This window comes from Niallia tiangongensis (assembly GCF_044704065.1).
GTDB classification, from domain to species: Bacteria; Bacillota; Bacilli; order Bacillales; family Cytobacillaceae; genus Niallia; species Niallia tiangongensis.
The window spans coordinates 4,045,774-4,057,921 of sequence record NZ_CP162613.1 but is presented as its reverse complement, the minus strand read 5'-3'; the positions used below and the strand labels follow the sequence as shown (position 1 = coordinate 4,057,921).

The 12,148-nt window shown below is 36.0% G+C and carries 12 protein-coding genes; 11 read left to right on the top strand and 1 reads right to left on the bottom strand.

Features of this window, described 5'->3' with window-relative positions:
* The first annotated feature begins 147 nt into the window (after positions 1 to 147).
* From rpiB to zupT, 7 genes are all read left to right on the top strand, one after another.
* Positions 148 to 594, top strand: coding sequence for a ribose 5-phosphate isomerase B (gene rpiB, locus AB3U99_RS19415; protein ID WP_400243305.1), 447 nt, complete (start codon positions 148 to 150; stop codon positions 592 to 594).
* 249 nt (positions 595 to 843) lie between these two features.
* The gene (locus AB3U99_RS19410; RefSeq protein WP_400243303.1) at positions 844 to 1,707 is read left to right on the top strand and encodes a 6-phosphofructokinase; all 864 of its coding nucleotides are present in this window, start codon (positions 844 to 846) and stop codon (positions 1,705 to 1,707) included.
* Between the two features lie 99 nt (positions 1,708 to 1,806).
* Complete coding sequence (gene tkt / locus AB3U99_RS19405) at positions 1,807 to 3,822, top strand: transketolase (protein ID WP_400243301.1); 2,016 nt, start codon at positions 1,807 to 1,809, stop codon at positions 3,820 to 3,822.
* A gap of 231 nt (positions 3,823 to 4,053) precedes the next feature.
* On the top strand, positions 4,054 to 5,247 hold the full coding sequence (locus tag AB3U99_RS19400; RefSeq protein WP_400243300.1) for a PDZ domain-containing protein: 1,194 nt from the start codon (positions 4,054 to 4,056) through the stop codon (positions 5,245 to 5,247).
* Positions 5,248 to 5,397: 150 nt separating this feature from the next.
* Positions 5,398 to 6,965, top strand: a protein-coding gene (locus AB3U99_RS19395; RefSeq protein ID WP_400241628.1) for an IS3 family transposase whose coding sequence is annotated in 2 segments (ribosomal slippage) — positions 5,398 to 6,049 and positions 6,049 to 6,965 — 1,569 coding nt in all. Because the reading frame shifts where the segments join, the coding sequence is not laid out codon by codon here.
* 707 nt (positions 6,966 to 7,672) lie between these two features.
* Positions 7,673 to 7,846 carry a hypothetical protein gene (locus AB3U99_RS19390; protein WP_400243299.1) on the top strand — a complete coding sequence of 58 codons (174 nt, stop codon included), beginning with the start codon at positions 7,673 to 7,675 and terminating at the stop codon, positions 7,844 to 7,846.
* 320 nt (positions 7,847 to 8,166) lie between these two features.
* Positions 8,167 to 8,976, top strand: a complete 810-nt coding sequence (gene zupT, locus AB3U99_RS19385) for a zinc transporter ZupT (protein ID WP_400243298.1) — start codon at positions 8,167 to 8,169, stop codon at positions 8,974 to 8,976.
* A gap of 513 nt (positions 8,977 to 9,489) precedes the next feature.
* Here zupT and AB3U99_RS19380 read toward each other — a convergent pair.
* The gene (locus AB3U99_RS19380; protein ID WP_400243296.1) at positions 9,490 to 9,708 is read right to left on the bottom strand and encodes a hypothetical protein; all 219 of its coding nucleotides are present in this window, start codon (positions 9,706 to 9,708) and stop codon (positions 9,490 to 9,492) included.
* A 175-nt stretch (positions 9,709 to 9,883) separates the two neighbouring features.
* On the opposite strand from AB3U99_RS19380, the gene AB3U99_RS19375 reads away from it, so the two are divergent.
* From AB3U99_RS19375 to rpiA, 4 genes are all read left to right on the top strand, one after another.
* A complete protein-coding gene (locus AB3U99_RS19375) occupies positions 9,884 to 10,090 on the top strand; it encodes a DUF1657 domain-containing protein (protein ID WP_400243295.1) in 207 nt (68 codons plus the stop codon).
* 88 nt (positions 10,091 to 10,178) lie between these two features.
* A complete protein-coding gene (locus AB3U99_RS19370) occupies positions 10,179 to 10,385 on the top strand; it encodes a DUF1657 domain-containing protein (RefSeq protein WP_031538536.1) in 207 nt (68 codons plus the stop codon).
* A 16-nt stretch (positions 10,386 to 10,401) separates the two neighbouring features.
* Positions 10,402 to 11,259, top strand: coding sequence for a DUF421 domain-containing protein (locus AB3U99_RS19365; protein WP_400243294.1), 858 nt, complete (start codon positions 10,402 to 10,404; stop codon positions 11,257 to 11,259).
* Between the two features lie 93 nt (positions 11,260 to 11,352).
* On the top strand, positions 11,353 to 12,042 hold the full coding sequence (gene rpiA, locus AB3U99_RS19360; protein WP_400243293.1) for a ribose-5-phosphate isomerase RpiA: 690 nt from the start codon (positions 11,353 to 11,355) through the stop codon (positions 12,040 to 12,042).
* The last annotated feature ends 106 nt before the right edge of the window (positions 12,043 to 12,148 follow it).

Genomic DNA, 12,148 nt, shown 5'->3' with positions numbered 1-12,148 from the left:
CTTTTTCCTTTTCCAATAATTAATGAATGAACAAGTAAATCGAAATATGAAAAAATTATAAATTTTACCTGAAACCGAATACAAATCCTTGCTTTTATGTTAGAATACATCTGAAAAAGAAGCATCTTAACTAGGAAGGATGAGCTTATGAAAATAGCAATAGCTAGTGATCATGGCGGATATCAGCTAAAAGAAGCAATAAAAGCACATCTACTTAAATCTGATGTGGAAGTAGTAGACTTTGGTTGTCATAGTAGGGAAAGTGTTGATTTTCCAGATTACGCAAAGCTTGTTGGGGAATCCATTGTAAATGGAGAGAATCAATTAGGTATTTTGTGTTGCGGAACAGGAATTGGCATGAGTATAGCTGCCAATAAAATCACTGGAATACGTGCAGCAGTAGTGGGTGACGTGTTCTCTGCTAAAGCAACAAGAGAACATAATGATAGTAATATCCTTTGTTTAGGTGAAAGAGTTACTGGTGAAGGATTGGCATGTTTAATTGTCGATACATGGTTAAGCGCAGAATTTTTAGGTGGCAGACATGCTAACAGAATCAATGGAATCAAAGAATTAGAATCATATTATTGTTAATAGTAGGGCTAATTAACATCAAAATTATCAAATGAAACACATTATAACTTGTACGTACCATTAATAGGTTATACTAAATATGTATGGTTTATTCTTGGGAAGTTGTATGGTATAATGGTTTTGGAAAAATATATCATAAAGAAGAAAAGGTGAAAAAATACTTTTTCTTCCAATAGTATGTGCGTTTTTTCTGTATATTTTTTATTATTACCATTTTTACTTGCAGCTCAATAATAGTTAGGGGGTAAGGTGTTGAAGGTTGGAGTGATTGTCTTAGGTTGTTTGCCTTCGGGGGTAAAACAAATTCTACATCGTATATATGAGAATTTATCTCCTACGCATCAACTTTTTGGACTTGAAATAGACAGAGAGTCCGGTGAAATCACTTATACAGAAGTAAAAGAAATTAGTGATGCACCATATGTAAGCCATTCTATCTTAAAGGTAAGCGCTACACCGTCAGATTATCAGTGGGATCAAGCATTTGCTCCAATGGATATGACAGTTGTAATTGGAGATGCGGATGCAAAAGAACTATGGAAAACTTCTATTGCAACGAAAGAAGCCATTCGGACATTATTTGTGCCAGTTTCCATTTATAATAATATTCGAGGAAATGATTGGACTTTAGGGTATGATACAGCTCTTAACAGTATTACTCAGAATGTGTTAAAGGTTCAGGATACCATTCAATCTCTAAAATATGACAAACCAAGATTATTTGGTTTTTCAATAGAGGGGAATCCTTCGACCAACATGCTGCAGGATATTTCCCTTGCAGTAGATGGGAACTATTTAGCCGTTGATTACGAGCAAGAAGAAATTACCGCTTTATGTGACGCGATAACAAAGAGCTATACATATACAAAAACATCTAATGTCTTAATATATAGCGAGTCTTTAAAAGCAGTTGTTCAAGATTCTGTAATCAGCGAGCTTGATGTAGATTGGAAATATACAGAAATTAATGAAGCACTTTGTATGGGAACAAACCCGACAGCCCTTGATCGTATTCTTGCTAATGAACTAGCGGATGAAGTATTAAGATGGATAAAAAATAATTGTTTGACCGGTGAGCTTGTCGTTCATAAAGACGGAATTCAATTTAAATAAAGGCTAAGACAAATAAAGGTAAAGGTATTGCTTTCTAAGAAAGTTAGCACATCATTATGCTTTTGTTTAGCATTAAATAAATAATAAAGGATGAGGAAAATGAGTAATCAAGTAAAAACAAACATTGAGCAATTAGCAGTTAATACGATTCGTACATTATCAATTGATGCTATTGAAAAATCAAATTCAGGTCACCCAGGAATGCCAATGGGTGCAGCACCTATGGCATATACACTATGGGCAAAAGAAATGAATCATAATCCAGCTAATCCTAACTGGTTCAATCGTGATCGTTTTGTTTTATCAGCAGGACATGGTTCTATGCTTCTTTATAGTTTGTTACATCTATTTAATTATGGAGTAACAGTTGATGACTTAAAGAACTTCCGTCAATGGGGAAGCAAAACTCCAGGTCATCCAGAATTTGGACACACACCAGGTGTTGAAGCTACTACTGGTCCACTAGGACAAGGTATTGCAATGGCAGTTGGGATGGCAATGGCAGAGAGACATTTAGCAGAAACATATAATAAAGATAATTATCCAGTTGTTGACCATTATACGTATAGCATCTGTGGTGATGGTGATTTAATGGAAGGTGTATCTGCAGAAGCAGCATCTCTTGCAGGGCATTTAAAACTAGGAAGATTAGTAGTATTATATGATTCAAATGATATTTCCTTAGATGGTGATTTACATCTATCATTCTCAGAAAGTGTTCAAAAGCGTTTTGAAGCATATGGTTGGGAAGTAATTCGAGTAGAAGATGGCAATGACTTAACAGAAATTCAAGCAGCTATTGCACAAGCAAAAAAATCAGATGTACCAACATTAATCGAAGTGAAAACAGTTATTGGTTACGGTTCTCCAAACAAAGGTGGAAAATCAGCATCACATGGTGCACCACTAGGAGCTTCTGAAACACAATTAGCTAAACAAACGTATGGTTGGTCTTACGAAGAAGCATTCCATGTTCCAACAGAGGTTTCTGAGCACTATGCAGCATTAGCACAAGTGGGAGTAGAAAAAGAACAAGCTTGGAATGAACTATTTGAAGGCTATAAAGCAACTCATCCAGAATTAGCAACTCAACTAGAAGCAGCTATCAATGGCGAATTACCAGCTGATTTGCAAGAAATCCTACCTGAATTTAATGCAGGAGATTCTATGGCAACAAGAGATTCTTCTGGTAAAACTATTCAAGCAATTGCTAGTGCTGTGCCTGCATTCTTCGGTGGTTCTGCAGACCTTGCTGGTTCAAACAAAACATTAATGACAGCTGAGAAAAACTTTGCAATCGACGGTTATGCTGGCAGAAATATTTGGTTTGGTGTACGTGAATTCGCAATGGGTGCAGCGTTAAACGGCTTAGCATTACATGGTGGAGTGAAAGTATTCGGAGCAACCTTCTTCGTATTCTCTGATTATTTACGTCCAGCAATCCGCTTAGCAGCATTAATGAAATTGCCTGTGACTTATGTATTCACACATGACAGTATCGCAGTTGGTGAAGACGGTCCAACACATGAGCCAGTTGAACAACTTGCTTCATTGCGTGCAATGCCAGGACTTTCTATCATTCGTCCAGCAGATGCAAAAGAAACAGCTGCTGCATGGCAACTTGCTGTAGAAAGCACAGATACACCAACAGCGCTAGTGTTGACTCGTCAAAACTTGCCGACAATAGATTTAACAAAGGCTGAAGCATACGAAGGCGTGAAAAAAGGTGCTTACACCGTTTCAACTGGTAAAGAAGCGGCTCAAGCTTTAATCTTAGCATCTGGTTCAGAAGTGTCTCTTGCAATGAAAGCACAAGCAGCATTAGCAGAAGAAGGAATTTCTGTAAATGTGGTAAGTATGCCAAGCTGGGATCGCTTTGAACAACAATCAGCTGAGTATAAAGAGAGCGTATTACCAGAAAGTGTTCAAGCACGTGTTGGTATTGAAGCTGGTGCATCTCTAGGATGGAGAGAATATATCGGATCTAAAGGGGAGCATATCACGATTGATCATTTCGGAGCATCTGCACCTGCCGATAAACTTTTCCAAGAGTATGGATTTACAGTAGAAAATGTAGTAGCGAAAGTAAAATCTTCTATTGCTAAAACAAAATAAAAAGTTAAAATAAGCCAATGACCTAATTAGGTTGTTGGCTTTATTTATGGAACATGAAAAATTAAAGAGCAAATCTCTTCAATAGCTCCAAAAAGAGATAATATTTCTTCCACATAGTCTTTCTATTACCATATTAGTAGAATATAATAGATTTATACTATAAAAGATTAAGTTCCTTAAAATAAAGGAATAAATAGATGGAAAGCTTATTGTTAGGATGGGGGAAGTTTTATGTGGCAAGATTGGTTGCTCGAGCTTTTAAAAGGATTTGGTAAACTATTTTTGAATCCTGTTTTCTATTTATCGTTTTTATTTGCTGCTTATTTAGGGGTTGCTAGAGTAAAAAAAGAAAGAAGACATTTCACAGTAAGAGCACAGAACGCTTATTTTGAACTGAAACAATTGCTGCCAATCGGGATTATCATTGGACTTTGTATATCGGTTCTCTCCATCGGACTTGTCTTAGTAGTTCCAATGGAATTTGTTGTTTTTACAGGGATTATTACAATCGTATTAGCGTTAATTGGAAAAACGAGAATGTTATCGCCTGTATACTCAGTTGGATTAGGGATAGTTGTTAGTAGTGTTTCTCTTTTCCTTGGATGGGATTATCTCTTGTTTTCGAAAAGTAATCTGAATTCATCCGAATATATTTTTCCAACGGCTGTTATTTTATTAGGACTATTAATTATTTCCGAGGGAATATTTGTTCGTCAAAATGGAATTGAAGGAACCTCTCCACGGTTGAAGAAAAGTAAACGTGGTCAAGCTATAGGGATTCATTTACTAGAGAGAACGTGGATCCTACCAGTATTTTTGTTTATCCCTACAGGAGTTTTAACGATCCCGTTTCAATGGTGGCCGATGTTTACTGTAGGAGATCAAACGTATTCTCTCCTCTTGGTCCCTTTCTTGATTGGAGCTAAAATAGTAGTTCAAGGAGAACACCCGATTATTTCCATTCGGAATATAGGGAGAAATATTATTATTCTTGGCTCTATTGTAATAGTAGCTGGATCTGCTGCTTATTTCTTCCCAATTGCTTCACTTGGTCTCGTCATAGTAGCAATGATTGGTCGTGAGTGGATTACAAGAAAGCAGATAAACAAAGAAAAGAATAAATCTTTCTATTTTTCTAGAAAAAATAATGGGGTAGTAATATTAGGAATTGTGCCAGATTCTCCAGCTGATAAAATGGGCTTGGAAATTGGAGAAATGATTTCGAAGGTTAATAGTATTCCGGTTCAAGATAAAAACCAGTTATATAAAGCCTTACAAAAAAATTCAGCCCATTGTAAACTGGAAGTGTTTGATGCTAATGGTGAAATTCGTTTCGTGCAAAGGGCTTTATATGAAGGCGATCATCATGAATTAGGGTTGCTATTGATTCCTGACGAGAATGTTCATGGGAATGAAGCGGTCTAAAGAATAAACGCATAACCAATAAAAGACGCTGGGACATAAGTATTCCAGCCAGAAACAAACCCGAACAACCATATGATATTTGATATGCTCCCAATAAAGTAGACAGATGAAATAGTAAAAAATCTGTTTAACTTTATTGGGGGCTTTTTCATGGCGAAAAATGCATATTCAGCGCAAGAGAAATTTGAAATAATTATGGCTTATGTGGACAGACAAACTTCAATTTCAGACTTCTGTCAACAATATGGCATTTCAACAAGAGCTCTACACGATTGGCTTTATCTATTTCAGACCTATGGAACGTCTGGACTTCAAGCTTCTAGTGGATGGAAACGGTATACCAAAGAGGTAAAAACTGCTGCAGTACTTGATTATCTTTCAGGGGGCTATTCTCTGATTGAGATTACACATAAATATGAAATATCCAGTCGTTCGGTGTTGAAAGATTGGATAAAGAAGTATAATGATCATAGAGAATTAAAAGAGACGAAAAGGATGAACAACTCTATGATTAAAGGTCGGTCTACCACACAAGAAGAGCGTTTGGAAATCGTTATGTACAGCTTACAGAACGGCAAAAATTATCAACAGACATCGACACAGTTCAATGTTTCCTATCAACAGGTTTATCAATGGGTGAGAAAGTATGAGGAACACGGAGAAGAAGGTCTAATAGATAAGAGAGGCCAACGTAAGTCAGAACCAGAGTTAACTCCAGAAGAGAAGATCCAGCGTGAAATGAAACGGTTGGAGAGAGAGAATGAGCGCCTTCGGGCTGAGAATGCATTCTTAAAAAAGTTGGAGGAACTCGAAAGGAGGCGTTTAAAGAAACGTCCTTAAGCCAAATTCGATTGACCGATAAATATGTAGTCATTCAGGAACTTCATGAGAAAGAGAAATTCTCCATTGTGCTATTATGCGAAATTGGGAAAATTCAACGTTCTTCCTATTATAAATGGCTTAATCGTACCCCTTCCGAGAATGAAAAGTTGAATGAGCAAATTCTAGAGGAGATAAAGAATCTTTATGCGAAGGTGGACGGTATATATGGATATCGCCGCATTACGATGAACCTAAACCGTACCTTATCAAAGCCTATAAATCATAAACGTGTATACCGATTGATGGGAATCGCTGGAATTCACTCGGTAATTCGACGTAAAGGTAAAAAGTATAAGCCAAGCACACCACAACATATGGTTGAGAACATTTTGAACAGAGAATTCAACGCAGATGAGCCAAATGAAAAATGGCTAACAGATGTGACTGAAATGAAGTATGGAGCCTCACAAAAGGCTTATTTGAGTGCGATTTTAGATTTGTACGATGGCTCCATTGTAAGCTATATGTTAGGCAATTTTAATAATAATCCGCTGGTATTTAAAACATTCGATTTAGCGTTAGAAGTTAACCCAGGAGCAAAACCCCTCTTCCATAGTGATCGAGGATTTCAATACACCTCCCGAGCTTTTAAAAGGAAAATTGATAAAGCAGAAATGGTCCAAAGTATGTCAAGGGTAGGAAGGTGTATCGATAATGGACCGATGGAGGCTTTTTGGGGAACATTGAAAAGTGAAAAGTATTATCTGAACAAGTACAGTACTTTTGAAGAGTTGAAGCAAGACATTGAAGAGTACATACGATTTTATAATCATGAACGATTACAAAAAAGACTAAACGGCCTTAGCCCCTTAGAATACAGGGCTAAAGCCGCTTAGAATATTTTATTTATTTCCGCTGTCTACTTGACGGGGGGCAGTTCAATTTCCATATGATTGTTCGGGTTTGTTTCTGTTTATAAAAGGCTGTTTCAGTAAAGATGGTGTTATTATCCGCAGCCTGAATACACTTCGCTTTCCATGGGGCGAGCGCCAAGCCTCCTCACAACTCACGTTTAGGCCACTGAAAAAGTGATTAATCTGAGAAAGTAATGTGGATTTCATCAATATATATACAATATGAAGAAGTTACCCACCTATATATAGTAGGTGATTAACTTCTTTTTCTCATTTCATGGACTTTTTCAGTGGCCTCACTCACGTTCCTGCGGGGTCTCGGACTTTCTCGCAGCTCCCATAGGAGGGAGTCTACGTGTATTCAGGCTGCTCGGTCTTTCCAATTAATTAATTTTTTCTATTTCCATAATAGTTTATAGAAAAACAATCTTTAAAAACGAATTAGTTTTTACACTGACTATATTTTAAATCATAAATAACTAGTATGAAAAAGTAGCCTTTATTTAAGAGCTAAATTAAGGATTGTTCGTCTTTACAGATTGGCTATTTAGTTTTGTCCCAGCCTCTTTATTTGGGAATCATCCCTTTTCGGGGAGAATCTTTCAAGCTAGAATGAATAATGGGATGCATTGTGGACATTGGACAAACGTTTTCCATCATACTCTAAATGCTAAGGGGAGTTGGGGGAAATGAATAAAGAGAATAAAAAACAAATAATTATTGTAGTAATTGAAATTTCGAAAATGAAGCGATTTGTCATGATGGATATGGGAATTGGTACTTTATCTTATTACTTAATTAAACTGATTAATGGAAATATTGTTATCGATCTAATGGAAGCACGATTATTACAGAAGGTGTAAAAAGAGTGTATAAGGGGATGAATAATAGAAGAAAAAAGACTATTACATAGGATTCTTTTAACTTCACTTAAGAAATAAATAAAATGGTGTAAAGAAATTAACCATTTTACGTATAATTAAAAAGACGGTCTTAATAATTCACCAAAGGTAGTATTTGTGTGCTGCTTTTTGACTACAGATATAATCAATATATAAACGGATTGACGAATATTTAGAAATTGGTTAAAATTTTTCTTGAGAGAAACATTTTTAAACGAAGATATAATTTTTATATATACGAAAAAGCCTAGGAATAATACAGAGAAATAAGGGGGATTTATATGCCCGAAAATTTATTGTTTGCATTTGGTTTGACATTATTAGCAGGTTTGGCTACTGGGATAGGAAGCGTGCTTGCCTTTTTCACATCAACAACGAATACAAAGTTTCTATCTTGGATGCTCGGTTTTTCTGCCGGAGTGATGATTTATGTATCGATGATTGAGATTTTTGTTAAATCAAAAGACGCATTAGTCGGATCATTAGGAGTGCAATCAGGTAACTGGCTTACTGTTGCAGGATTCTTTGGTGGAATATTGTTAATTGCTTTAATAGATAAATTTGTTCCAGAGCAAGGAAATCCACATGAGTTGAAAAAAGTAGAAGATATCAATAAATCAAATGTCAAGAAAACAGATCATTCTCTACTGAAAATGGGGAGTTTTACAGCACTTGCTATCGCTATTCATAACTTTCCAGAAGGAATTGCTACCTTTACTGCAGCACTTCAGGATCCGGGACTGGGTGTAGCGATTACAGTTGCGATAGCGATACATAATATTCCAGAGGGAATCGCAGTTGCAGTACCAGTTTATTTTGCGACAGGTGATCGAAAAAAAGCATTTAAACTTTCCTTTTTATCAGGATTAGCAGAGCCAGTCGGTGCCATTGTTGCTTTCCTCATTTTAATGCCATTTCTAAATGATGTAATGTTCGGCCTAATCTTTGCAGCAGTAGCAGGCATCATGGTCTTTATATCACTAGATGAATTATTACCAGCCGCAAAAAAATATGACGAAGGTCACCTATCCATATACGGCTTAATAGCAGGAATGGCTGTTATGGCAGTAAGTCTGTTATTGTTTATTTAAAGATAGGTTGACTTATTATTGAATGGAATGGTTAATTGCCTTGTTGTTTTTGTAAAATGGAAAAGTTATTAGTTATTTTAATCTGTAGCATTCTTAGGACTTCTATGAATCCATAAAGAGGCTGGGACATAAGTATTCCAGTTATAGATAAACACGAATAATCACATGGGAGTTACATATGATTATTCGTGTTTATTGTTAATTTTATAAAAGGCTGTTTCAGTAAAATTTGGTGGTATTGCCCGCAGCCTGAATACACTTCGCTTTCCATGGGGCGAGCGGTGAGCCTCCTCAGCTTCGCCTCCGGGGTCTCACTTTTCTCGCAGCTCCCATAGGAGTCTACGTGTATTCAGGCAGCTCCGTTTTTCCTATTAATTAATTTTTTTCTATTTCGATATTAGTTTTTACACTTGACTATATTTAAAAGCTGAATTAGAGATTGTTCGTCTTTACAGATTTGCTATTTAGTTTTGTCCCAGCCTCTTTTCCTTCAAGAAATGCACAGTCATAAAATCACTTCTTCTCCAATAAATCATTTTCCTTCTCCATTTTATCCACTTCTAATTTCAATTTATTCGTTTCTAGTAAAAAATTTTCATGCTTTAATCTTTCAAGCTCCAATTGATCTTTTAGCATAGCATGATTTAATTTTGTCTGTTTTTCTAAATGGGTAGTTATGATCCCAGCTAGGGGGATAGAGAATACAATTAAAACAATAATGACAGTAATCATTTTTTAAAATTCCCTTTTTATTTTTATTAGAGAATACGGCAATAGAAAGCAAAAGTTTCAATTATTTGAAGCAAGACGCTCCTACTTTACACTTGGATTTTTTTTACTGAATAACAATAGAAGTTAATGAAATGATATAAGAGTAACAAAAAATTTAAGGATGGTGGCAGCTCATATGACCGTAATTACAAACGTAAAACAAACAATCGCTGGGCTAAAAAGTGCTCAAGCAAGTTTAGAAATCTTTGCTTTATCCACAGATAACCAATCGGCAAAGCAAACATATCAAACTGCTGCACAACAAACCCAACAAATCATTGATTCCTTAAATCCAAGGTTACAAGAGATAGAACAAGAAGAACCACAATATGCACAACAATAAAACATGCTGAAAAAATCGAGAAGCCGTTTCTAGGAGAATTGACTTCCCTTCTATATAAACGGCTTCTCTTTTATTGGAGGAAGAAAATATGACTGTTGCATCAAATGTGAAGCAGACATTAGCGAGTTTAAAAGGTATTGAATCCCAGCTATCTGCCTTTGCTCTCCATTCCATGGAGGAAGAGGCCCAAAAGGCTTTTCACGAAGCAATGGTATTAGTTGGAGAGATTAAAAACGATATTCAGTTGAGGGTATATCAATTGGAGAGAGAAGAAAAGGAATATAGTTCTTCTTAAAAGGAATGGTGAAAACATGTTAACAGTAGTTTTACGTGCCTTGCTTTTTGTTATTGTTTTATTTATTACCACTAAGCTATTAGGAAAAAAGCATATTTCTCAGCTGTCACTCTTTGAATACATAGCGGGTATTACTCTGGGAGATATCGCAGGAGAGGTTATCCTAAACTCCAGTCTTAGTGTTATGCATGGAATACTCGGGATATTCGTCTTTGCAATCATCTCGTATTTAGCTGATGTGATTTCATTAAAAAGTAAGACATTGCGTAATGTAATTGAAGGTACTGGAACGGTATTGGTGGAAGATGGAAAGTTGCTTGAAGATAATTTGAAAAAAGAGCATTATACCATTGACGATTTTTCTACGCTTTTGCGACAAAAAGATGTTTTTAGCTTATCTGAAATTGAATATGCTGTACTTGAGCCAAAGGGGATGCTTAGTGTTTTACTGAAAAAGAAAAATAGACCACTCACTCCTAAAGATTTAAACCTGAAAGTACCAAGCGAAAAGGCGCCTCAAACTATAATTATGGATGGGAATATCGTATATGAGTCTTTAACAAAAGCGGGAAAAACACCAGCTTGGTTGCACATGGAATTAGAGAAATTAGGTGTAACACTAGATAATGTATTTCTAGGACAGGTTAATTCATATGGCGAGCTTACGATTGATATATTTGATGATAAAATCAAGCTAGCAGAGGCACAGGAAAGACCACTATTATTAGCAACGATTAAAAAAGTACAAGCAGATTTAGAAATGTTTTCGTTGCAAACAGACAACAAAGATGCAAAAGCAATGTATAGAAGAAACGCGGATAAAATGGAGCAAGTAAAAAATAAAGTGAAAATGTATTTAGGAGAAAATTTTTAATGAAAAAAAGATGAAAGAGAAGGATATATCATCTATTATAGAAGGGAGGATAACTATTTGCATAATGACAAAATAAGTGTGTAGGTGAACAGGATGGATAGACAGGATGAAAAAGCATTAGTAGGAGAAACAGCGGCAATTCAATATGTAAAAGATGGAATGACCGTTGGACTAGGAACAGGATCAACTGCATTTTATGTGATTAAAAAAATGGGCGAAATGATCAAGGCAGGAATGAAATTAAAAGGGGTTGCGACGTCAAAAGCTACTGAAAAATTAGCAAGCGAATATGGAATACAACTGGTTGATATAAATGAAGTGGAAGCATTAGATATTGCAATTGATGGTGCGGATGAAATTGATGCTAATTTCTGTGCCGTAAAAGGAGGAGGTGGAGCATTATTGCGAGAAAAAATAATCGCTAGTGCTGCCAAAACCTTTATTGTTGTTGCGGATGGGAGTAAGAAAGTCCAATCCTTAGGGCGATTTCCTTTGCCTGTAGAAGTAGTTCCATTTGGGTATAAACAAACAGAGAGAGCCATTCGAAAATTAGGCTGTAAAACAGAGTTGCGGATGAAGGATGAGGCGCTTTATGTAACAGATAATGGCAATTATATTGTTGATTGTTCTTTTCCTAGTATCCAAAATCCCAGTCAATTACATCAAACACTGAATAATATAGTAGGAGTAGTAGAAAATGGTCTCTTTATTCATATGGTTGATGTATTAATTTCCGTTAATATGCAGAACGCAATTAGTGTTGATTTAGCTAAAAAAGAATAATAGTGGAAACCGAACGATCGTATATTTAAAAGCAATGCTAATTTATTTCAGATTACCTTGCAGTTAGACCCTCACCTCAGAAATGGTTAGGTGGGGAGAACTGCAT